The sequence below is a fragment of the Amycolatopsis sp. WAC 04169 genome, from assembly GCF_003947535.1.
GTDB classification, from domain to species: domain Bacteria; phylum Actinomycetota; class Actinomycetes; order Mycobacteriales; family Pseudonocardiaceae; genus Amycolatopsis; species Amycolatopsis keratiniphila.
Genome location: NZ_QHJI01000011.1, coordinates 45,999 through 66,449 on the forward strand (window position 1 = coordinate 45,999; position 20,451 = coordinate 66,449).

Annotated in this window: 24 protein-coding genes; 13 read left to right on the forward strand and 11 right to left on the reverse strand. The window is 68.5% G+C overall.

The features are described 5' to 3' along the window. Positions 1 to 66: 66 nt before the first annotated feature. Together DMC61_RS29685 and DMC61_RS29690 are read left to right on the forward strand one after the other, a co-directional pair. Positions 67 to 948 (forward strand): NAD(P)-dependent oxidoreductase, encoded by an 882-nt coding sequence (locus DMC61_RS29685; protein WP_125693207.1) that lies wholly within the window; start codon positions 67 to 69, stop codon positions 946 to 948. A gap of 10 nt (positions 949 to 958) precedes the next feature. Continuing rightward, entirely contained in the window at positions 959 to 1,819 is an 861-nt protein-coding gene (locus DMC61_RS29690; RefSeq protein WP_125693209.1) for an NAD(P)-dependent oxidoreductase, read from the forward strand. 174 nt (positions 1,820 to 1,993) lie between these two features. Here DMC61_RS29690 and DMC61_RS29695 read toward each other — a convergent pair whose 3' ends face one another. Continuing rightward, complete coding sequence (locus DMC61_RS29695; protein WP_125693211.1) at positions 1,994 to 2,878, reverse strand: LysR family transcriptional regulator; 885 nt, start codon at positions 2,876 to 2,878, stop codon at positions 1,994 to 1,996. 79 nt (positions 2,879 to 2,957) lie between these two features. Between DMC61_RS29695 and DMC61_RS29700 the strand changes: the two genes are divergently transcribed. After that, a complete protein-coding gene (locus DMC61_RS29700; protein WP_125693213.1) occupies positions 2,958 to 3,848 on the forward strand; it encodes an EamA family transporter in 891 nt (296 codons plus the stop codon). Continuing rightward, entirely contained in the window at positions 3,845 to 4,429 is a 585-nt protein-coding gene (locus tag DMC61_RS29705; protein ID WP_125693215.1) for an NAD(P)-dependent oxidoreductase, read from the forward strand. The genes DMC61_RS29700 and DMC61_RS29705 overlap by 4 nt, the downstream gene beginning before the upstream one ends. Here DMC61_RS29705 and DMC61_RS29710 read toward each other — a convergent pair. After that, positions 4,413 to 4,649 carry a hypothetical protein gene (locus DMC61_RS29710; RefSeq protein ID WP_233595006.1) on the reverse strand — a complete coding sequence of 79 codons (237 nt, stop codon included), beginning with the start codon at positions 4,647 to 4,649 and terminating at the stop codon, positions 4,413 to 4,415. The genes DMC61_RS29705 and DMC61_RS29710 overlap by 17 nt on opposite strands. Positions 4,650 to 4,709: 60 nt before the next feature. Here DMC61_RS29710 and DMC61_RS29715 point away from each other — a divergent pair, with 60 nt between their 5' ends. Next, a complete protein-coding gene (locus DMC61_RS29715; protein WP_125693217.1) occupies positions 4,710 to 5,315 on the forward strand; it encodes a TetR/AcrR family transcriptional regulator in 606 nt (201 codons plus the stop codon). Next, positions 5,312 to 5,791 (forward strand): ribonuclease E activity regulator RraA, encoded by a 480-nt coding sequence (rraA, locus tag DMC61_RS29720; protein WP_063273961.1) that lies wholly within the window; start codon positions 5,312 to 5,314, stop codon positions 5,789 to 5,791. The genes DMC61_RS29715 and rraA overlap by 4 nt, the downstream gene beginning before the upstream one ends. Before the next feature lie 6 nt (positions 5,792 to 5,797). Here rraA and DMC61_RS29725 read toward each other — a convergent pair whose 3' ends face one another. Further along, a complete protein-coding gene (locus DMC61_RS29725; RefSeq protein ID WP_125693219.1) occupies positions 5,798 to 6,691 on the reverse strand; it encodes an NADP-dependent oxidoreductase in 894 nt (297 codons plus the stop codon). 70 nt (positions 6,692 to 6,761) lie between these two features. On the opposite strand from DMC61_RS29725, the gene DMC61_RS29730 reads away from it, so the two are divergent. Both DMC61_RS29730 and DMC61_RS29735 read left to right on the forward strand, forming a co-directional pair. Further along, positions 6,762 to 7,340, forward strand: a complete 579-nt coding sequence (locus DMC61_RS29730; protein WP_125693221.1) for a TetR/AcrR family transcriptional regulator — start codon at positions 6,762 to 6,764, stop codon at positions 7,338 to 7,340. Further along, positions 7,334 to 8,182, forward strand: a complete 849-nt coding sequence (locus DMC61_RS29735; RefSeq protein ID WP_125693223.1) for an MBL fold metallo-hydrolase — start codon at positions 7,334 to 7,336, stop codon at positions 8,180 to 8,182. The genes DMC61_RS29730 and DMC61_RS29735 overlap by 7 nt, the downstream gene beginning before the upstream one ends. Here DMC61_RS29735 and DMC61_RS29740 read toward each other — a convergent pair. From DMC61_RS29740 to DMC61_RS29755, 4 genes are read right to left on the reverse strand one after another with little or no spacing between them, the layout of a single operon-like run. Beyond that, positions 8,128 to 8,559 (reverse strand): hypothetical protein, encoded by a 432-nt coding sequence (locus DMC61_RS29740; protein WP_125693225.1) that lies wholly within the window; start codon positions 8,557 to 8,559, stop codon positions 8,128 to 8,130. The genes DMC61_RS29735 and DMC61_RS29740 overlap by 55 nt on opposite strands. Positions 8,560 to 8,602: 43 nt before the next feature. Continuing rightward, positions 8,603 to 9,214 (reverse strand): class I SAM-dependent methyltransferase, encoded by a 612-nt coding sequence (locus DMC61_RS29745; RefSeq protein WP_125693227.1) that lies wholly within the window; start codon positions 9,212 to 9,214, stop codon positions 8,603 to 8,605. A 10-nt stretch (positions 9,215 to 9,224) separates the two neighbouring features. Continuing rightward, the gene (locus DMC61_RS29750; RefSeq protein ID WP_199750137.1) at positions 9,225 to 9,878 is read right to left on the reverse strand and encodes a cation transporter; all 654 of its coding nucleotides are present in this window, start codon (positions 9,876 to 9,878) and stop codon (positions 9,225 to 9,227) included. Then, on the reverse strand, positions 9,875 to 10,201 hold the full coding sequence (locus DMC61_RS29755; protein ID WP_125693229.1) for a helix-turn-helix transcriptional regulator: 327 nt from the start codon (positions 10,199 to 10,201) through the stop codon (positions 9,875 to 9,877). Before DMC61_RS29755 ends, DMC61_RS29750 begins: the two co-directional genes overlap by 4 nt. A 453-nt stretch (positions 10,202 to 10,654) precedes the next feature. Between DMC61_RS29755 and DMC61_RS29760 the strand changes: the two genes are divergently transcribed. From DMC61_RS29760 to DMC61_RS29775, 4 genes are read left to right on the forward strand one after another with little or no spacing between them, the layout of a single operon-like run. Beyond that, positions 10,655 to 12,076, forward strand: a complete 1,422-nt coding sequence (locus DMC61_RS29760; RefSeq protein WP_125693231.1) for a family 2B encapsulin nanocompartment shell protein — start codon at positions 10,655 to 10,657, stop codon at positions 12,074 to 12,076. After that, positions 12,073 to 13,461, forward strand: coding sequence for a family 2B encapsulin nanocompartment shell protein (locus DMC61_RS29765; protein ID WP_125693233.1), 1,389 nt, complete (start codon positions 12,073 to 12,075; stop codon positions 13,459 to 13,461). The genes DMC61_RS29760 and DMC61_RS29765 overlap by 4 nt, the downstream gene beginning before the upstream one ends. 53 nt (positions 13,462 to 13,514) lie before the next feature. Then, complete coding sequence (locus DMC61_RS29770) at positions 13,515 to 14,378, forward strand: geranyl diphosphate 2-C-methyltransferase (protein ID WP_125693235.1); 864 nt, start codon at positions 13,515 to 13,517, stop codon at positions 14,376 to 14,378. 17 nt (positions 14,379 to 14,395) lie between these two features. Continuing rightward, entirely contained in the window at positions 14,396 to 15,526 is a 1,131-nt protein-coding gene (locus DMC61_RS29775) for a family 2 encapsulin nanocompartment cargo protein terpene cyclase (protein WP_016334399.1), read from the forward strand. A 4-nt stretch (positions 15,527 to 15,530) separates the two neighbouring features. Here the strand turns inward: DMC61_RS29775 and DMC61_RS29780 are convergent, their stop codons facing one another. After that, the gene (locus DMC61_RS29780; protein WP_158634146.1) at positions 15,531 to 16,088 is read right to left on the reverse strand and encodes an SLATT domain-containing protein; all 558 of its coding nucleotides are present in this window, start codon (positions 16,086 to 16,088) and stop codon (positions 15,531 to 15,533) included. A gap of 113 nt (positions 16,089 to 16,201) precedes the next feature. Here DMC61_RS29780 and DMC61_RS29785 point away from each other — a divergent pair, with 113 nt between their 5' ends. After that, positions 16,202 to 16,642, forward strand: coding sequence for a hypothetical protein (locus tag DMC61_RS29785; protein ID WP_125693239.1), 441 nt, complete (start codon positions 16,202 to 16,204; stop codon positions 16,640 to 16,642). On the opposite strand, the gene ligA is transcribed toward DMC61_RS29785, so the two are convergent. From ligA to DMC61_RS29800, 3 genes are all read right to left on the reverse strand, one after another. Then, positions 16,639 to 18,630, reverse strand: coding sequence for an NAD-dependent DNA ligase LigA (ligA, locus tag DMC61_RS29790; protein ID WP_125693241.1), 1,992 nt, complete (start codon positions 18,628 to 18,630; stop codon positions 16,639 to 16,641). The two genes, DMC61_RS29785 and ligA, sit on opposite strands and share 4 nt — an antisense overlap. Positions 18,631 to 18,684: 54 nt before the next feature. Continuing rightward, positions 18,685 to 19,782: a calcium:proton antiporter gene (locus DMC61_RS29795; protein ID WP_125693243.1), complete on the reverse strand. Its 1,098-nt coding sequence runs from the start codon at positions 19,780 to 19,782 to the stop codon at positions 18,685 to 18,687. A 65-nt stretch (positions 19,783 to 19,847) separates the two neighbouring features. Next, complete coding sequence (locus tag DMC61_RS29800; RefSeq protein WP_125693245.1) at positions 19,848 to 20,384, reverse strand: TetR/AcrR family transcriptional regulator; 537 nt, start codon at positions 20,382 to 20,384, stop codon at positions 19,848 to 19,850. Positions 20,385 to 20,451: the final 67 nt, after the last annotated feature.

The window sequence follows — 20,451 nt, forward strand, 5'->3', positions numbered from 1 at the left end:
GGACCACCGACAAGACCGTGCGTGAACCCGCAGCGATCCGTGCGCGGGGCGCGTCACGGTGGTCCCATGAGCGAACACGGCAAGACCCCGGTGACGGTACTGGGGCTGGGCGCGATGGGAACCGCGCTCGTAGAAGCACTACTGACGGCGGGCCACCCCGTCACCGTGTGGAACCGGACCGTGAGCCGGACCGAGGCGGTGGCGGCGAAGGGAGCTTCGGTCGCTTCGACCGTCTCGGAGGCTCTCGCGGCGGACACGAACGCGATCGTGCTCGCCTGCCTGCTGGACTACGACTCGGTGCACGAGGTCCTGGACCCGGTGGCGGCGGAGCTCGCGGGACGGCAGCTGATCAACCTGACCAACGGCACCCCCGGCCAGGCGCGCGAAATGAGCGCCTGGGCGGAGGAACTGGGCGCGGCCTATCTGGACGGCGGCATCATGGCCGTCCCGCCGATGATCGGCACGCCCGCGGCGTTCATCTTCTACAGCGGATCGGGCACCGTCTTCGGCCGGGCGCGCACCGCGCTCGAGACCTTCGGCGGCGTCAACTACCTCGGCGCCGACCCCGGGCTCGCGCCACTGCACGACATCGCGCTGCTCAGCGGGATGTACGGGTACTTCGTCGGCGTCATCCAGGCATACGCGCTGGTCGGCTCCGCCGGAGTCAAGGCACGGGAATTCGCGCCGTTGCTCCGCGGCTGGCTGGACGCGATGGGCGGCTTCCTGGAGCGCTCGGCCGAACAGATCGACGACGGCGACTACGTGACCGATGTCGTGTCGAACATCGAGATGCAGGCCGCGGCCTTCCCGAACCTCGCCAAAGCCGCGGCGGACCAAGGCATCAGCGCCGAACTGCTCACCCCGTTGCAGCCGCTGATGGACAAGCGGGTCGCCGACGGACACGGCGCCGAAGACCTGATCGGCGTCATCGAACTCCTCAAGAAGTAAGGAAAACACAATGATCACATTGATCGGGCTCGGCCCGATGGGACAGGCCATGGTCCGCGTGCTGCTGGAGAACGGCCACGGAGTGACCGTCTGGAACCGCACCGCCGCCCGCGCGGACGGCGTCGTCGCCGCCGGTGCCGTGCGTGCGGAAACCCCGGCGGACGCGGTGTCGGCGTCGGAACTGGTGCTGCTGAGCCTCACCGACTACGCCGCGATGTACGACATCCTCGGCAAGGCCGAAGACGCCTTGGCGGGCAAGGTGATCGTCAACCTCAGCTCGGACACCCCGGAGAAGACCCGCGAAGCCGCCGAGTGGGTCGAGGCCCGCGGTGCGCGGTTCGTCGCCGGCGGAGTGATGGTGCCCGCCGAACTGGTGGGCAAGGACGAGGCCTACGTCTTCTACAGCGGCCCCACCGACGTGTTCGAGAAGCACCGCGACACCCTGGCGCTGATCGGGCGACCGGACTACCTCGGCGAGGACGTCCGGCTGGCGCAGCTGTTCTACCAGGCGCAGCTGGACATCTTCCTCACCTCGCTCTCGGTGTTCCTGCACGCGAGCGCACTGGTTCGGTCGGCAGGGGTGCCTGCGGAGAAGTTCGTCCCGTACGCCAAGGACAACTTCAAGATGATGGATTTCTATCTGGACGCCGCGGCCGAGCAGATCGAGAAGGGCGATCACCCGGGCGACGACGCCAACGTCACGATGATGGGCGCGACGGCCGACCACATCGTCCAGGCGAGCCGGGACGCGGGGGTCGACGTGATCCTGCCGGAGGCGATCAAGTCCCACTACGACCGGGCGATCGCCGCGGGCCACGGGCGTAGCTCGTGGACGAGCCTGTACGAGATCATCAAGGCGGAGGGCAAGTAGGCGTCCGCGCTCAGGAGACGCCACCGCCGCCTGTGTTCGTTTGAAGTACGTGAAGGCCCCCTTCACTGCGCTAGACGCAGTGAAGGGGGCCTTCACGTACTGGGGAAGGTGTGAAGGTCGCGTTTCCTCGGCTGAGCCGAGGGAAGGGGGCCTTCACGGATCTGCGACTTGGTTCTAACCGTCCTCCCCACTCGCGACACCCAGCACCTCCAGGAAGGCCTTCGCCGCCGGAGTGACGGTGAAGCGGTTCCAGACCAGATGCTCGATCCGAGCGGGCGCATCCCGCACCGGCACCGTGACGACATCGGTCAGATTCGGCACGTACTTCGACGGCAGCAGCGCCACCCCCAGTCCCTGATGGATGAGCCGCGCCATGAAGTCGGCGGCCGTCACTTCGAACGCGACCTCCCGGGTCACGCCAGCCGCGGCGAACGCCTGATCCGTCTGGGCCCGTCCCGCCGATCCCGACGGGAAGTCCACGAACACTTCGGACGAAAGCCGCTTCAAGTCCACTTCGGACTCGACGGCGAGCGGATGCCCGGGAGCCACCACGGCGATCAGGTCGTCGCGGCCCAGTTCGCAGGTGCCCACACCGTCCGGCCGATCGGTCACCGGAAGGCCGAGGAACGCCACCTCGATCGCGCCCTCCTTGATCTGCTCGACAAGTTGGCCGCTCGCTCCGACCCGCAGCCCGATCCGGACGTGCGGGTATCGGCTGCGGAAAGTCTGCAGAGCGGCCGGGACGTCGACCGCCGCGACGGTCGGGATCACTCCGACGGTGAGCCGCCCGCGGATCTCACCGACGGCCGCGGCGACCTCCGAGCCCGCCCGTTCGGCGGCTTCGAGGCATTGCCGGGCGGCGGGCAGGAACGCCTCGCCCGCAGCGGTGAGGCGCACCCGGCGGCTGGTGCGCTCGAACAGCCGCGCGCCGAGTTCCCGTTCCAGCCGGGCGATCTGGTGGCTCAATGCCGACTGCACGACGAGGCACCGTTGCGCGGCCCGCGTGAAGCTGTTCGTCTCCGCCACGGCCACGACGTACCGCATCTGCTGAAGCTCCATCAATCCATCTTGAATCACGATGGATCACGTGACAAACATGTGTTGGACTCATTGATCCGCACCGTCGAAGCTGAGAAGCGTGAAAACGCTGACGACCACACCGCTCGCCACCGGTCTCGCCGGGACCGCGCTGACCGCCTTCGCCCCCATGGTCTGGGGGACGACCTACGTGGTCACCACCGAACTCCTCCCGCCGGGACACCCGATGTTCGCCGGACTCATGCGCGCCCTGCCCGCCGGACTCATCGCGCTCGCCATCACTCGCACCCTCCCGCGCGGCACCTGGTGGCTGAAGGCCGCCGCGCTCGGTGTCCTCAACATAGGGATGTTCTTCCCCCTGCTGTTCGTAGCCGCCGAACGGCTGCCCGGTGGAGTCGCCGCCACGCTCGGCGCCGCCCAGCCGCTGCTCGTCGCGATCCTCGCCGTGGCCGTGCTGCGGCAGAGCCCGTCCGCGTGGCGGTTCGCCTGGGGAGTCGTCGGGATCGTGGGTGTCGGGCTGGTGGTGCTCGGGCCGGCGGCGGGCTTCGACTTCATCGGGGTGATCGCGGGTCTCGGGGGCGCCGCGACGATGGCGCTCGGCGTCACGCTCACCAAACGCTGGGGGCGCCCCGCGGACGTCGGGCCGACCGCCTTCGCCTCGTGGCAGCTCACCGCGGGCGGGTTGTTCCTGGTACCGGTGACCTTCCTGTTCGAAGGAGCACCGCCCGCCATCGACCTGAACGCCGCTCTCGGTTACCTCTGGCTCGGCCTGGTCGGTGGCCTGCTCGCCTACGTCCTGTGGTTCCGCGGCATCACGTCGCTGCCGGTCACCTCGGTCGCCGTCCTCGGCCTGCTCTCGCCGATGGTCGCCGCACTGCTCGGTGCCGCGCTGCTCGGTCAGTCGCTCGGCTTGATCCAACTCGTCGGCTTCGCGCTCGCACTGGCCTCGATCGTCGCGGGGCAGATCACCCCGAAGAGCGCCGTCCCATGAAGATCGCCGTCGTCGGAGCGTCGGGGATGGCCGGTTCCCGTGTCGTCGCCGAAGCCGCTTCCCGTGGACACCACGTCACCGCCGTTTTCCGGAGTACGCCACCGAAATCGCCGCATCCCGGGGTCGAGATCGTGCGCGGTGACGCCACCGACGTCGATCGGATGCGCGCGGTCTTCGCGGGAGTCGACGCCGTCGTGGGCGCCACCAGACCCGAGCCCGGCGCGGAAGCCACCGTCGCCGTCACGGTCACGGCTCTGCTTGGTGCCGCGGCGGGTCTCCGTGTCCTGGTCGTGGGCGGCGCGGGACCACTGCGCTCGCCGTCGGGCGGGCTCGTGATCGACGATCCGGCGTTCGTCCCGGCGGAGTGGCGGACCATCGCTTCGGCCAGCACGACACAGCTTGAAGCCTGCGAAGCGCACCCAGGCGACTGGGTGTACCTCAGCCCACCCGCGATCCTCGAGCCCGGCGTCCGGACCGGCGCCTACTGGCGAGGGACGACGACGATCCTCTCCGCGGCGGTCGCCATCGTCGACGAGCTCGAAAATCCGGGACGGGACCAGCATTTCACCGTCGGATACTGAGGTCGGGCGGATCACCGGGGGACGGCGTCTCCGGACTTCGTTCGGCCTCGATCTGGATCTCGATGTTCGTCTTGTGCGCGATCGGATCCCAGATCTCCTCGATCGGCGCGAGCAAGGACTGGCTGACACCGCAACGCCGGGCACGGACGGCGTACCAAGCGAACCCGGCCAGGAAGAGGGGAAGGCTGAGAAACGCCGCCACGGGTGCCAGGAGGTCCATGCGCACGACGGTACAGTAACGTCGCGTTTCCAGAAACACGCTGTTACTGAATGGGAGCCGATGACCAGGCTGACGCGGGCCGAGCAGCAGCGCCGCACCCATGAACACTTGCTGGCCGCCGGGCGCCAGGTTTTCCTGCGGCGCGGTTTCCTCGCGGCGACGGTGGAAGAGATCGCGGCCGACGCCGGGTACACCCGCGGCGCCGTCTACAAGCACTTCGGCGGCAAGGAAGGGCTGTGGCTGGCGATCATCGAAGCCGACGCGGACGGCCATCTGCGGGGACTGCGCGAAGCGCTGGCCGGAGCCACTTCGCGCGACGAGGTGATCGCGGCGCTGAACCCCGTCGACGTGGCGGACAAGGACGCGGCGAAGTGGAGCGCGGCGGCCGCGGAGGTGCTCGCGGCGACGGCGCAGCAACCGGAAACGGCCGCGTTGATCGCGGCGATCCAGCGACGGCACGACGACGAGGTGGTCGCCCTGCTCGCCGAACACACCCGGCGCCTGCGTCTCGAACCCGCGATGCCACTGGATCAGGCCGTCGTCATGCTGGGCGCGCTGGGCATCGGGCTCGCGCTGCGGCAGACGGTCGCCCCCGCCGCGGATCCCGCCGCCATCCTCACCCACGTTCTGGACACGCTTTTCCCGCCCTACACTCGGGAACCGTGATCGATTCCTTCACCACCGCCGACCTCGTCGACGAACACGGCGACCGGCTGCGCGTCTGCGACACCCAGTTCCGCCAGTTCGGCGGGCATCGGTCCTTCTCGGGTCCGATCCGCACCGTCTCCTGTCACGAGGACAACGGCCTGGTCAAGAAACTTCTGGCCACCCCGGGTGACGGCGCCGTCCTGGTGGTCGACGGCGGCGGTTCCCTGCACAGCGCGCTCACCGGCGACATGATCGCGAAGTCCGCCGTCGACAACGGCTGGGCGGGCATCGTCGTCAACGGCGCGGTACGCGACAGCGCCGAGCTCGCCGGGCTCCCGCTCGGGGTGAAGGCGCTCGGCACCAACCCGCGCAAGAGCTCCAAGGCGGGCGCCGGCGCTGTCGACGTCCCGGTCGGCTTCGGGGGAGTGACCTTCACTCCCGGCGACACGCTCTACTCCGATGACGACGGCGTCGTCATCCTTCCCGCCGCCTGAACCCGCTCAGACCACGATGACCCGGCGGCCGCGGGTGTGCCCGGCATGGCTGTCGACGTGTGCCGCCGCGGCGTCGGCGAGCGAATAGGACTTCTCGACCGGGATGTGCAGCTTCCCCCGCGAGATGAGGTCGACGGCCTCGGCCAGCGCGTCCGGCACGCTCCCGGCCACGCCGGAGAAGCGGACGCCGAACGCGGGCGCGCCGAGGTCGGCGATGGAGAGCACCTTCGCCGGATCGCCGGTCAGCTCGACCAGTTCCGCGATCACGCCTGACCCGGCGAGGTCGAGGGCTGCGTCGACCCGGCCGAGCCGCCGCACGCGGTCCACCCAACCTTCGCCATAGGTGGTGGCGAGCGCGCCGAGTTCGCGCAGATAGTCCTGGTTCGCGGCGCCCGCGGTGCCGATCACCGTGATGCCGCGTTCGCGCGCGATCTGCAGCACGGCCGAGCCGACTCCACCGGACGCACCGCTGACCAGCAGTGTCTCGCCCGGCCGCACATCGGCTTCGCGGATGAGCCGTAGTGCGGTCTCGACGACGGACGGGTATCCGGCCGCCTCCTCGAAGGTGAGCCCGTCGGGCATTACCGCCCAGGCCGACAGCACGGCGAACTCGGCATAGGTGCTCGAACCCTCGCCGAACACGGAGTCGCCGACCGCGACCCCAGCGACGCCTTCGCCGACCTCGTCCACCACGCCGGCGGCGTCGATGCCCACCCCGGACGGCAGCACGGTCGGATGCGCGCCGAGGACCTGGCCTTCGCGGATTCTCCAGTCGACGGGGTTCACTCCTGCCGCTCGCACGGCGATGCGTACCTGGCCTGGCCCCGCGTGCGGCTCTTCGGCGTCGACGAGTCGCAGGACTTCCGGGCCACCGAACTCGGTGAAGATCACTTGCTTCATGCGACCGACCGTAGCACTAACGGTTAGTGTTTTGGAACGGTTGTTGTTTCGTATCTGGTAGCTTCACCGCATGACAGCGCCGACCGGACGTCGCGAGCGGAAGAAGGCCGCGACCCGTCAGAAGATCGCCGAGACCGCCCTGCGGCTTTTCCTGGAGCGCGGGTACGACGCGGTGGGCATCCGCGAGGTGGCCGCGGAGGCCGACGTCGCCGTCACGACGCTCTTCTCCCACTTCGCCTCGAAAGAGGCTTTGGTGTTCGAGCAGGACGCGAACTTCGAGCAAGGCCTCACGCGGGCGGTCGCCGAAAGGTCGCCGGGAGAGCCGCTCATCCCCGCGCTGTGCCGCGAGGTTCATGCGATGGTGCGGCATTGCACGGCGGACGGCGCCGCCCCTATCTGGCGCATGATCGACGGATCGCCCGCTCTGCGGGAGTACGAGGACTCGATGAGGCTGCGTCACGCGGAGTCCCTGGCGGCGGCCATCGCGGCCGACCCGGAGTCGGCGCGGTCCGCGATCGCCTGCCGCACCATCGCGAGGTTTGTGATCGACGCCTACGCGATCGGCCGGGAGGCGGCCGATCCGGAGGCCGCGGTGGACGAGATCTTCCGAATGATCGAAGCGGCCTGGAAGGTGACCGGAGCATGCTGACCCAGGTCGCGGCGGGTGTACTGGTCCACCAGAGCGCGTTGCTCCGCAACAACACGGTCGTCGTCGATGGCGAGGAAGGCGTGCTGCTCGTCGATCCCGGGATCACCGAAGACGAGATGGCCTGCCTCGCGAACGACCTGGCCGAGTCCGGCCGGACCGTGGTGGCGGGTTTCGCGACACATCCCGACTGGGATCACGCGCTCTGGCATCCCGCGTTCGGTGACGTGCCGCGCCACGGCACGGAACGCTGCGTGGCCTATCTACGCGATCTGCGGTCGAAAACCGGCTGGAAGGCCGACTTCGCCGAGGGGCTGCCGCCGGAGATCGCCGGCGAGGTGCCGGTGGATCTGTTCGGCCTCATCACCGCTCTACCGGCCGGAAGCACGCGGATTCCTTGGAGCGGCCCGGAACTGCGGCTCGTCGAGCATCCGGCCCACGCTCCAGGCCATGCGGCGCTGGTGATCGAGGAAAGCGGGGTTCTCGTCGCGGGCGACATGCTTTCCGACGTCCTGGTCCCGATGTTCGACGACACCGCCGACCCGCTCGGGGACTACCTGGCCGGGCTTCGGCTGCTCGACGAGGTCGCGGACGACGTTCAGGTCGTCGTGCCGGGCCACGGGTCGGTCGGCGGCGCCGGCGAGGTGCGCGCACGGATCGACCGCGACCGGGCGTATGTCCACGCCGTGCGCGACGGCCGCACTCCCGAAGACCCGCGGATCGGCTCGTCGGCCGAACCCGGATGGGAGTGGGTGAGCGATCTGCACGCCGGGCAGGTACAGCGCCTCGCTCAGCCCTTGGGCATGACGCAGAGTTCCCGCGACTGGCCCGACGTGAAGTCGTAGACGACGGGGTTGCCGTACTCGTAGCCGGGCACGGCGTTGCAATCCGAACCGGACCCGCTCGAAAGCTGTGCCATCACCGTGTAGTTGGCGGAGCTGTCCGAACAGTGCACCCGCACGGCGCTGGCGCTGAACGCGCCGTTGGAGCCGGCGTCTTCGTCGGCCGAGAGGCAATCGCCTGCCTGTGCGGAAAACGGGTCGGGGTCGACCTCGGGAGCGCTGCCGCCGGTGGTGAGCGCCACGGTCACCGCGATGGCCCCGCCGGTCACGACGAGCGACGCGGCGGCGATCCCGGCGATCAGTGGGGTGTTGGGCGTCTTCTTCGGCGGGGCGACGGGGTACTGCTGCCAGAGGGGCGGCTGCTGCTGGGGGTAGGTCACGTCATCAGGATCGTCCGTGTCGATGAAATTTCGATGACATGGCTCATTTGCGGGCGACGAGCCGTTCCACCAGCCCGAGTTTGAACCGCTCCCGCTGTTCGACGGCCAGGCCGAGGTCGCCGATCCTGTCGAACGGCCGCCGGAGGAAGTGCTCGCCTGCCATCGGCACGGTGATCTTCTCGGCGATCCATTGCAGACCGCGGACCGCGCGGGACGAACTCGCGATGTGGTCGAGCAGGATGAGCCTGCCGCCCGGCCGGAGGACCCGGGTCATCTCCCGCAATGCCTTGCCGTCGTCGGGGATGGCGCAGAGCCCGAGGGTGCAGACGACGGTGTCGAACGAATCGGCGTCGAAAGGGAGGTCGTGCGCGTCGGCGCGCCGTAGCGTCACCGGATGGCCGAGGCGTTCGGCGCGGCCGCGGGCGATGGCGAGCATGCCGTCGCTGAGGTCGATGCCGGTGAGCGTGACTTCGCCTGGATAGAGCGGCAGGTTCAGGCCGGTCCCGACGGCGACTTCGAGGACTTCACCGGTGGCCTGCCCGCAGGCCCACGCCCGCGAATCGCCGAAGAGCTTCCGGTCCATGAACTGCATTTCCCGGTCGTAGTTCCGGGATTTGCCGTCCCAGTACCGGTTCCACCGTGCGGGCGGGGTCATGGCGCTCCTTTCAGCAGCAGTGCTCGCCGCGCCAGGCCTCGCGGCCTTCCTTGATCGCGACGGCGGCGATGACGAGCGCGACCACGGGATCGGCCCAGTACCAGCCGAAGAGGCTGTTGAGCAGCAACCCGACGAGCAGCACACCGGAAAGGTAGGTGCAGAGCAAGGTCTGCTTCGAGTCGGCGACGGCGCTCGCGGAGCCCAGTTCGCGCCCGGCCCGGCGCTGAGCGTAGGACAGGAAAGGCATCACGAGCAGGGATACCGCCGCCAGCACGATGCCGACAGGGGAGTGCTCGGCGGGATCGGCTCCGAACAGGGAACGTACCGACTCGACGGTGACATAGGCGGCCAGCGCGAAGAAGGACACCGCGATGACCTTGAGTGCGGTGCGTTCTCGGGCTTCCGGGTCCTTGCCGGAGAACTGCCACGCGACGGCCGCGGCCGAAGCGACCTCGATGACCGAGTCGAGACCGAAGCCGATCAGGGCGGTCGAGGACGCGATGGTGCCCGCGGAGATGGCGACGACCGCCTCGACGACGTTGTAGGTGATCGTCGCGGCGACCAGAAGCCGGACGCGCCGGGACAGCACCGCGCGCCGATCCGGGGCCACTGTGGACTCCTCGGCGCGGCAACCGTCCGTACACGAGTCACTTTCCACGCTCATCGGAGCACCTCGTCCACACAGGGCTCGGCGGTGTCGACGGCCAGCACGACCTGGACGAGCTCCCGCAGCGCGCGGGCCAGATGCTCGTCCGCCAACGAATAGCGGACCTGCCTACCTTCGTAGGTCGCCACGACCAGCCCGCAGCCACGCAGGCAGGCGAGGTGATTCGACACGTTCGATCGGCTCAGGCCGAGCTGATCGGCCAGCCTGCCGGGATAGCTCACCCCGTCGAGGAGGGCGACCAGGATGCGGCACCGATTCGGGTCGGCGAGGGCACGACCGAGCCGGGCGAGCGCGGCACCCTGAGTCTCACATGTCAGCACTCGCAGGACAGTACAGCCATCGCTGATATGTCAGCAAGGGCTGAACCATGACCCGACGGAGTGTCCGGACGCGACCCTCTGTTTCGTCGCTGTCTGTCAAGCCAGTGTCGAACGAGGACGCGGAGGCGACCCGAAAGAGTCCCGTATGGCCACTCCAACGGCCGTGTCGCGGGCACGCGGGGGAGTTTCGGCGTGGCCTCGCGTGACACCTCAGAACAATTACTGGCCCGATTGCGTGCCGCCATAAAGCGCCGAGTGACATGAACAAAAGCTTTCCTGCGCAATGGGAAAATCGGCATTCGGGTGGCCTTGTCGTATTACCTGATAGTGCGCTTGTGCGGGAAAAACCCCTTGCTATGTTGATCCTGCGGGGCCGCACTTCGGGGCATGACCGGCACGCCGCGATTTGTGGATCTTGTTTGTTCACACGACTATCGAAGGGTGGACCTTGCTGTGACCGTGACCGAATCGGACACTTCCGCCGAAGGTGTCCAGGGGCCGGAAAATCCGCAGCTGAGTTTGGGTCGGGCCGCCGCGCGCAACCTGGCGACGACGACCAAATCCGTTCCTCAGATGCAGGGGATTTCGTCCCGGTGGCTGCTGAAGTCGCTCGAATGGGTTCAGGTGAACGGTGGTGCCTACCGGGTCAACCGGCGGCTCAATTACGCGGTCGGCGACGGACGAGTGACCTTCTCGAAGGCGGGCGCCGAGGTCAGCGTGATCCCGGCGGAACTCGGTGAACTGAAACCGCTCAAGGGATATGACGACGAAGAAGTCCTCGCCGAACTCGCCCGCCGCTTCGAACAGCAGGAAGTGGCGGCAGGCGACGTACTCGTCGAATTCGGGCATCGCGCCGATCGGGTCTTTCTCATCGCGCACGGCAAGATCAGCAAGACCGGCCCCGGCCACTACGGTGACGAGACCGCGCTCGGCGTGGTCAAGGACGGCGACTACTTCGGCGCGCAAATCCTCGTCGACGACGACGGCATCTGGGAGTTCACCGCCAAGGCGGCCACCGCGTGCACCGTGCTCACCCTGACGCGCCAGGACTTCGAACGCGTACTGGAACAGTCCGAATCACTGCAGGCGCAGATCGAGCAGGCGTCACAGGATTCCGGGCGCTCCAACGACTTCGGCGAGGCCGAGATCGACATCTCGTCCGGACACGACGGTGAGCCGCTGCTGCCGGGCACGTTCGTCGACTACGAGACCTCACCGCGCGAATACGAACTGAGCGTCGCCCAGACCGTGCTCCGGGTCCACAGCCGGGTGTCCGATCTGTACAACCAGCCGATGGACCAGACCGAACAGCAGTTGCGCCTGACCATCGAAGCGCTGCGTGAGCGGCAAGAGCACGAAATGATCAACAACACCGACTTCGGCCTGCTCCACAACGCCGACTTCACCCAGCGGATCGCGACGCGCACCGGCCCGCCGACGCCGGACGACTTCGACGACCTGCTCGCCCTGGTGTGGAAGGAACCCGGCTTCTTCCTCGCGCATCCGCGCACGATCGCCGCGTTCAGCCGCGAGTGCAGCAAACGCGGCATCTACCCGACCGGCACCGATCTCGGCGGGCACAAGGTGCCGTCGTGGCGCGGTGTCCCGATCCTGCCGTGCAACAAGATCCCGGTGAGCCAGACCAGCACCAGTTCCGTGCTGCTGATCCGCACCGGGGAGAAGAACCAGGGCGTCGTCGGCCTGCGGCAGATCGGCCTGCCGGACGAATACGAGCCCGGGCTGAACGTCCGGTTCATGGGCATCTCGGAGCAGGCGATCATCTCCTACCTGGTCAGCACCTACTACTCCGCCGCCGTGCTCGTACCGGACGCGCTGGCCGTCCTCGAAGCCGCCGAACTCGGCCGCGAAGGATGACCGCCGCGACGCCGGAGTCCGACCGGCGGCTCAGTCTCGGCCCCGCCGCCGCGCGGAACCTGGCGACGACCACCAAGACGCGGCCGCAGATGCAGAGCATCACGCCGCGCTGGCTGCTGAAGATGCTGCCCTGGGTCGAGGCGACCGGTGGCACCTTCCGGGTCAACCGGCGGCTGACCTACGCGATCGGCGACGGACGGGTGAGCTTCACCAACGTCGGCACGGAGGTCCGGGTCGTCCCGCAGGAACTCTCGGAATTGGCTCTGCTGCGTGGTTTCGACGACGAGGACACGCTCACCGCGCTCGCCGACCGGTTCGTGCAGCACGAGTACCAGCCCGGCGAGACGATCGTCAGCCACGGCGCTCCGCTCGAAGAGGTCGTGCTGGTCGCGCACGGCAAGATCGCCAAGGTGGTGCCGGGCGAGTACGGCGCGGAAGCCTCCGTCGGCAGCATGGCCGACGGCGACCACTTCGGAGACGAGATGCTCGCCGGCATCGACCGGAACTGGCCGTTCACCGCCAAGGCCGTCACCCCGGTGATCGTGCTGACCCTGCGCGCCGAAGACTTCGCCGACCTCAACGGCCGGTCGGAGGCGATGCGCCGCCACGTGCAGGACATGCTGTCGCACAAGGGAAAGCCGCAGAACGCCAAGGGCGAGGCCGAGATCGGGATGTCGTCCGGACACGACGGTGAGCCGCTGCTGCCGGGCACGTTCGTCGACTACGAGATCTCGCCGCGCGAGTACGACCTGGCCGTCGCGCAGACGGCGCTCCGGGTGCACACGCGGGTGACCGATCTCTACAACGGCCCGATGGACCAGTTCGAGGAGCAACTCAGGCTGACCATTTCGGCGCTGCGTGAGCGGCAGGAGTACGACCTGATCAACAACCGCGAGTTCGGCCTGCTGCACAACGCCGACCTCAAGTCGCGGTTCCAGACCCGGTCCGGTCCGCCGACTCCCGACGACATGGACGAACTCGTCAGCCGCCGCCGCAAGACGAAGTTCTTCCTCGCCCACCCGCGCGCGATCGCCGCGTTCGGCAGGGAATGCACGCGCCGCGCCCTGTATCCGGAAGGCACCACCGTCGACGGCAAGGTGGTCGCCGCGTGGCGCGGGGTGCCGCTGCTGCCCTGCGACAAGATCCCGATCACCGACAGCGGCACGTCCTCGATCCTCGCCATGCGGACCGGCGTCGAGGACAACGGCGTGATCGGGCTGCACCAGACCGGCCTGCCCGACGAGTACGAGCCGGGCCTGAACGTGCGCTTCGACGGCATCTCCGATCAGGCGGTCGCCAGCTACCTGGTCAGCACCTACTACTCCGCCGCCGTTCTCGTGCCCGACGCGCTCGGCGTCCTGGAGAACGTCGAGGTCGCGCGGTGACCCCTCGCCCCGCGACGACAACGAACAACAACGCTCCAGAAAGGACCACCCACGTGACCATCGCCCGCACTCCCGCTCCCGCAAAGGTTCTGCGCACCGAGTACCAGAAGTCGGTGGCGTCGTACTGGAACAAGGAGAAGGACCCGGTCAACCTGCGGCTGGGCGATGTGGACGGGCTCTACCACCACCACTACGGGGTCGGCGAGGTCGACTGGTCCGTGCTGGAAGGCCCCGAAGAGACCCGCGACGAGCGGATCATCGCCGAAATGCACCGCCTGGAGACGGCGCAGGCCGACGTCCTGCTCGATCACCTCGGCGACGTCAAACCGGACGACCGGCTCCTCGACGCCGGCTGCGGGCGCGGCGGGACCAGCATCATGGCCAACGCGAGGTTCGGCTGCCACGTCGACGGGATCTCGATCTCGGAGAAGCAGGTCGAGTTCGCCAATCACCAGGCGGACATCCGCGGCGTCGCCGACCGGGTGCGCTACCACTTCCGCAACATGCTCGACACCGGCTTCGAAACCGGCTCGCGCAAGGCGATCTGGAACAACGAAAGCACCATGTACGTGGACCTCCACGAGCTGTTCGCCGAGCACGCGCGGCAGCTGGAGTTCGGCGGCCGCTACGTCACCATCACCGGGTGCTACAACGACGTGACCGGCGGCCGGTCGAAGGCCGTCGCGCAGATCGACCAGCACTACACGTGCAACATCCATCCGCGCAGCGAGTACTTCAAGGCCATGACGGCCAACTCCCTGGTGCCGATCTCGGTGGTGGATCTGACGCCGGACACGATCCCGTACTGGGAGCTGCGGGCGAAGTCTTCGGTGGCGACCGGGATCGAAGGGCCGTTCCTCGACGCCTACCGCGAAGGCAGCTTCCACTATCTGCTCATCGCCGCGGACCGCGTCTGAACCTGGAGAGCGAAGCGATGACCGAACAGGGTGCGCTCGCCACGCTACTGGCCGGTCCGAGGGGGCTGGGCACGTCGGCCGCCCGGCTGGCGTCCCGGCTGACCGCGGTTCCTCAGGAGGCTCCGTCACCTGAGGAACCCGGTCTCGACCCGGCTTACGCGTACCGGCCGTGGGGCGACGGGTCGGCGCCGCCGCTGTACTGCCCCGTGACCGAACGGATCAACGACCCGCTCGCCGTGGAGGTCGACCGGCGGCTGACGCTGTGGGCGGGGGAGTGCGGATTCGACGAGGAGGAGTGCGAGCAGATCGGCAAGGCGGGCTTCGGCAGGCTCGTCATGCTCGCCCACCCGGACTGTGAAGATCCCGAGCGGCTGTTGATCTCGGCGAAGCTCAACGCGGCCTGGTGGGCGGCCGACGATCTCTACGCCGACGACACGTCGCTCGGCGCGGTGCCCGCCGAGCTGCCGCCGAAGCTCGCGCTGGCGATGGCCGCCATGGACCCGGTGCCGTCGCTGGGCGAATTCAGCCGAGACCTCGACGAAACGCTGCGGAACGACCGGGTCCTGGTGGCGCTGGGCTCGGCGACGGACTTCCTGCGGCGATCCGGGACGGCCGCGCAGGTCCAGCGTGTCTGCTACTCGACCTTCGCGATGTTCGTGAGCTGGACGGCGTACGCGGCGTGGCGGCACAGCGGGAAATACCCGCCCGCGTGGGAGTATCTGGCCGCCCGGCAGCACGACAGCTTCTACACCTCGATGACGTTGATCGACGTCCTCGGCGGCTACGAACTGACCGCGAACCTCTACTACGACCCTCGGGTCCGCGAGGCGGCGATCCAAGCGGGTACGGCGGCCGTGCTCGTCAACGACGTGCATTCCGTCACCAAGGATCTGGAGGACGAGTCGCCGCCCTGCAACGCGGTACTGCTGATCGCCGACGACCGGAAATGCACGATCGAAGAGGCCACGGCGATCACCGTCGAGCTGCACAACGACGTCGTCCGGGACTTCCAGGCCGCCCACGAGAAATTGAGCGGCGTTCCCTCCGTTGAGCTGCAACGGTTCCTACGCGGATTGCGGGGCTGGATGGGCGGCGGTTTCGAATGGCACTCGACGAGCCCGCGCTACCGGACGAAGCCCGCGGATTGACGGCTCACGGCTGGGCCGGGATCGCGAACGCGTCTTTGGGCTGGAGATCTGGATGGAGGTCGCTTCCGTAGGCAAGCTTCCTGCCGACGCGCATGGCGAGAAACGATGGCGGGTCCGCCGAACGATTGACCTCCTCCTGTCGCCTGGTCAGTTCTTCGAGGGTGCGCCGTGCGTCGGAATACTCCATCGTCTCCAGATCGATCCGCGCGAGCCGCCTAGCCGCGTTGCGGACTTCCAGGTAGGAATTCCCGCAGCGCTCGGCGTTCGACTGGCGTCGTTGCGCGCCGAGCACCGTTTGGAACGATCCCAGTGTCGCGGAGACCAACGCGAGCACACCGACCAGGCCGGCGCGGCTCGCGCCCGACAGCGCGAGCCCGCCTGCTGCGGCGGCCACCCCAGCGGCGGGTAGGCCGACGAGCAGATTGATGGTCCACCAGATCCGTGACTGCACGAACTGGGTCCTGGCTATCTGGTGGGTCTGCTGTTGGATCAAGACGAGTTCGCGAACAAGAGGTTCGTAGCGCTCGTCTTCGATCCCCGTGGCTTGTCCCTGATCGCCCAACGTCCGTCTCCTGTCCGATGCGGCCGACGCTCCCCCGGATATCGCTGGCGGGACGGTAGGTCTTACAACCGAAACCGCGTTAACGAGCCAGGACGCGCCCACGACTAGCAGTCATGAACTGGCTTCTGGTGGTGGGGACCTTGCTGGGAACGGCGATCGGCGCCGCGGGCACGATCGTGAGCCAGCACGTGGCGGGGCGGTCCGCCGAGCGCCGGGAACGCCTGGTGCGTGCGGCGGACCGCCGAACGGAATTGCGTCTCGCGGTGGAGGGATATCTCGAGGTCTACCAGGAGATGGAGCGCGCGACCGCAGACGGTGACGAGCGGTCGACAGAGCTCTCACATCGCATGTGGTTCCTGCACAACCGGCTGGCGTTGATTGCGCCGACCGGTCTCGCCGGTCCGCTCGGTGAACTGGCCGACCGGCTCAACCGAGCCTACTGGGACGGGACACCCGATGGGCAGCTCGTCTGGGACTACCTGCACGAGCAATGGGCTCGGTTTCGCGAAGCCGCGCACGCCGAGCTTCAGGCCTTGGACCCGCCCGTCAGCTAGACGACGCCGGCTTCGATCAGCTGACCCCAGATCACGCCCTGGTCGACGACCTCGACTTCGAGTTTTTCGGCCTTGGTGAGTTTGCTCGCGCCGACGTCGGCGCCGGTGATGAGCAGGTCCGTGTTCGCCGAGACGGACGACGCGATGGTCGCGCCCGCCTTTTCGCACAGCCGCTGGAAAGTCGGGCGCGGCACCTTCTCGCCGGAACGCGGATCGCTGATCGACCCGGTGACCACGACCGTCTTGCCTTCCAGCGGAGCGCCGGCCGCGACGACCGGCGGGAGGTCTTCGTCACGTACGTCCAGCGAGACGCCGGCCTCGCGCAGCCGCTCGAGCTCGGGGCGGAGCCGGGTGAGGTGCTCGATCAGGGACGCGGCGACCTTCGGGCCGATGTCCTCCACGGCGACGAGCCCCTCTTCGCCCGCGTCGGCGACGGCTTCCAGCGAACCGAATCCGGCCCGGCACAGCCGCGCGGCGGTGCCTTCGGAGGCCATCGGGATCGCGAGGCCGATCAGCGCCCGGCGCAGGCCGACGGCCCGGCTCGCGTCGATCGACTCGATCATGCGGGTGGCGGAGATGTCGCCGATGCGATCGAACTCCAGCAGCTTTTCCTTGGTGAGACGGTAGAAATCCGACGGGTGTTCGAGAATCCCGGCCTCGGCGAGCCGCTCGATCCAGACGCCGCCGATCGCGTCGATGTCCGCGGCCGCGCGCGACGCCCAGTGGATCAGCCGCCGGACGGTCTGGGCGGGACAGGCGACGTTGGTGCAGAACAGTTCCCGGCTGTTGCCCTGTTCGGTCAACGGCTCTTCGCACGACGGGCACACCGACGGCGGCACGATCTCCCGCTCCTCGCCGGTGCGCTTGGTGGCGTCGAGGACGCCGGCCACGAACGGGATCACGTCGCCGGCGCGGCGCACGAGCACGGTGTCGCCGATCTTGATGCCGCGGGCCTTGATGACCTCCTGGTTGGCCAACGTCGCCCGTGTGACCGTGGTCCCGCCGACGAACACCGGCTCCAGCCACGCGACGGGTGCGATCTTGCCGGTCTTGCCGACATCCCAGACGACGTCGGCGAGCACGGTGGTCTTCTCTTCGGCGGCGAATTTGAAGGCCAGCGCCCCGCGCGGTGAGCTGGACCGGGTTCCCGCGGCGGCGTACGCGTCGCGATCCGCCAGGCGCAGCACCGCGCCGTCGAGGTCGTAGTCGAGGTCGTTGCGCTGCTGCTCGATGGTCGTGATGACGGCCTGCGCCGACGCGGCGTCTTCGCAGTGCCGCATGTCGGCGGCGGCGAAACCGAGCGTCCGCAGCGCACCGTCGAGATCGGTTTCCGCGCTGTCGGGCTCCGTGGAGAGGTCGAACGCGAAGAACTGGAGACGCCGCTCGGCGACGGTGGCCGGATCCTTCGCTCGCAGGGTGCCGGCGGCGGCGTTGCGCGGGTTGATCAGCGGCTTGTCCGGGTGGACCTTGTTGTAGGCGGCGAAAGTGGACCGCAGCATGACGGCCTCACCGCGGACCTCGACCCGGCCGGGCGCGTCGACCTTGTCCGGGACGCCGTCGGTCAGCGCCCGGACCAGCATCGTCACGTCGTCGCCCGTGGTCCCGTCGCCGCGGGTGACCGCCCTGGCAAGCCGCCCGTTTTCGTAGACGAGGGCGAGCGACAGACCGTCGAGCTTCGGCATGACGACCACCGGCTGCCCGGGGAACCGGGCGAAGAACGCCTCGACCTGCTCGGGTTTGGTCGCCTTCTCCAGCGACAACATCGGCCGCGAGTGCCGGATGGGCGCGTGCAGCACGGCGGGCGCGCCCACCTGGTCGAGCGGGTTCGGCTCCGGGGTCAGCTCGGGATTCGCCGCGATGAGCCCGCGCAATTCGTCTTCGATCGCGTCGTAGTCGGCGTCGGCCACCTTCGGCGAGCCCCGGTAGTAGGCGTCGCGAAGGACGACGATCTGATCGGCGAGTTCTTGGATGCGGTCCCGAGCGTTCACGGGGCTGAGATTACCCGGGACCCCCGACAGAACCCGGTCCGAAGAGGACTCGTGTCACGGGTTGATGGCGAGCACCAGGAACGAGGCCAGCAGGACCAGATGCACCCCGCCCTGCAGCCGGGTCGCACGGCCGGGGACGACGGTGAGCACGCTGACCGCGATCGTCAGCGCCAGCAGCACGATATGGGTCGCGCCGAGCCCCAGCAGCAGGGGCCCGTCCAGCCAGATCGACGCCAGCGCGATGGTCGGGATGGTGAGCCCGATGCTGGCGATCGCCGAACCGTAGGCGAGGTTGATGCTGGTCTGCATCCGATCGCGCCGCGCGGCCCTGGTCGCGGCCAGCGTTTCCGGCAGCAGCACCAGCATGGCGATCACGACGCCGACGAACGACTGCGGGAAGCCCGCCGCGCTGACCCCCGCTTCGATGGCGGGGGATTCGACCTTCGCCAGGCCGACGACGGCGACCAGCGCCACGAGCAGCAGCCCAAGACTGGTGAGCGCGGCTCTGTTGGTCGGCGGCTCGGCGTGTTCCTCTTCCTTGACCGAGCCCTCGCTGTCGACCGGCAGGAAGAAGTCCCGATGGCGCACGGTCTGCGTGAGCACGAAAAGGCCGTAGAGCAGCAACGAGGCGACGGCGGCGAAGGTGAGCTGCGTGCCGTTGAAGGCCGGCCCCGGGGTGCTGGTGGTGAAGGTCGGCAACACGAGGCTGACCGTGGCGAGCGTCGCCACGGTGGCGAGCGCACCGCCGCTGCCCTCGGGGTTGAAGTGCGTTTCGCCGTAACGACGGGCGCCGACCATGAGCGAGATCCCGGCGATGCCGTTCATGGTGATCATCACCGCGGCGAACACCGTGTCACGGGCCAGCGTCCCGGCCTCGGGGCCGCCGGAGGACATCATCGTCACGATCAGCGCGACTTCGATGACGGTGACGGCGATCGCCAGCACCAGCGAGCCGAACGGTTCCCCGACGCGATGCGCCACCACTTCGGCGTGGTGCACCGCGGCCAGCACCGTCCCGCCGAGCGCGAGCGCGACGATGATCACCGGCACCGCGCCCAGGTCGCGGCCCCAGCTCAGCGCCAGCACGACGATGGCGACGACCGGCATGACGGTGGTCCAGGACAGCGGGAATCGCCTTGGGGAAGCGGCCATGCCGCCACCTTCGCACACTCTGCGTGACGTCGCCGCTCCATGAGGGGCGCGGGGTGACGAAGTTCTTAGCGAACGCCGATCCCGCTCAGGAAGGTCTCGACGAGCAGATCGGCGGCACGCGGGGCGTCCATGTCCTCCTGTGATGCGAGGTGGAGGAGCTGGATCAGCAGCCTGCCCGCCCAGCCGTCCGGGACGTCCGCGCGGAGGAAACCTTCGTCGGTGGCCCGTTGGAGGAACGTGTCCACCTCGGCGGAGAGCCGGTTCCGGCGGTCCTGGATGGCGGGTTCGGCGCGCATCCGGGTCAATTCGACCGGCCAGGCCCGGTTGACCTCGATGATGCCCTCGACGTAACGGTGCAAGGCCACGGGGACCGCCGTCTCGGTGAACCGGGCGGCACGGACGACCTGCTCGACCGCGTTCAGCCGTGAGTCGTAGATGGCGGCCAAGAGCTCTTCGCGGGAGGCGAAGCGGCGATAGACCGTGCGCCTGTCGACACCCGCTTCGGCGGCGATCGCGCTGATGCTGGCCGAGGGATCGTGAGCGAGCATGCGCGCGCCGGTGGTCAGGACGGCTTCGAGATTGCGCGTCGCGTCGGCTCTCATTCCGGGAATGTATCACGCGCCTGTGTCGTTAGCCGTCATAAGTGCTACATACTTGTGTCAGATATGG

What these genes read in the sequence shown, in the direction of transcription:
- DMC61_RS29690 (WP_125693209.1), top strand. Translation starts at nt 959, where the DNA reads ATGATCACATTGATCGGGCTCGGCCCGATGGGACAGGCCATGGTCCGC.
- DMC61_RS29775 (WP_016334399.1), top strand. Translation starts at nt 14,396, where the DNA reads ATGACCGAACAGGGTGCGCTCGCCACGCTACTGGCCGGTCCGAGGGGG.
- DMC61_RS29695 (WP_125693211.1), bottom strand. Translation starts at nt 2,878, where the DNA reads ATGGAGCTTCAGCAGATGCGGTACGTCGTGGCCGTGGCGGAGACGAAC.
- DMC61_RS29735 (WP_125693223.1), top strand. Translation starts at nt 7,334, where the DNA reads ATGCTGACCCAGGTCGCGGCGGGTGTACTGGTCCACCAGAGCGCGTTG.
- DMC61_RS29745 (WP_125693227.1), bottom strand. Translation starts at nt 9,214, where the DNA reads ATGACCCCGCCCGCACGGTGGAACCGGTACTGGGACGGCAAATCCCGG.
- DMC61_RS29730 (WP_125693221.1), top strand. Translation starts at nt 6,762, where the DNA reads ATGACAGCGCCGACCGGACGTCGCGAGCGGAAGAAGGCCGCGACCCGT.
- DMC61_RS29800 (WP_125693245.1), bottom strand. Translation starts at nt 20,384, where the DNA reads ATGAGAGCCGACGCGACGCGCAATCTCGAAGCCGTCCTGACCACCGGC.
- DMC61_RS29710 (WP_233595006.1), bottom strand. Translation starts at nt 4,649, where the DNA reads ATGGACCTCCTGGCACCCGTGGCGGCGTTTCTCAGCCTTCCCCTCTTC.
- DMC61_RS29715 (WP_125693217.1), top strand. Translation starts at nt 4,710, where the DNA reads ATGACCAGGCTGACGCGGGCCGAGCAGCAGCGCCGCACCCATGAACAC.
- DMC61_RS29795 (WP_125693243.1), bottom strand. Translation starts at nt 19,782, where the DNA reads ATGGCCGCTTCCCCAAGGCGATTCCCGCTGTCCTGGACCACCGTCATG.
- DMC61_RS29765 (WP_125693233.1), top strand. Translation starts at nt 12,073, where the DNA reads ATGACCGCCGCGACGCCGGAGTCCGACCGGCGGCTCAGTCTCGGCCCC.
- DMC61_RS29785 (WP_125693239.1), top strand. Translation starts at nt 16,202, where the DNA reads ATGAACTGGCTTCTGGTGGTGGGGACCTTGCTGGGAACGGCGATCGGC.
- DMC61_RS29685 (WP_125693207.1), top strand. Translation starts at nt 67, where the DNA reads ATGAGCGAACACGGCAAGACCCCGGTGACGGTACTGGGGCTGGGCGCG.
- DMC61_RS29725 (WP_125693219.1), bottom strand. Translation starts at nt 6,691, where the DNA reads ATGAAGCAAGTGATCTTCACCGAGTTCGGTGGCCCGGAAGTCCTGCGA.
- DMC61_RS29750 (WP_199750137.1), bottom strand. Translation starts at nt 9,878, where the DNA reads ATGAGCGTGGAAAGTGACTCGTGTACGGACGGTTGCCGCGCCGAGGAG.
- DMC61_RS29705 (WP_125693215.1), top strand. Translation starts at nt 3,845, where the DNA reads ATGAAGATCGCCGTCGTCGGAGCGTCGGGGATGGCCGGTTCCCGTGTC.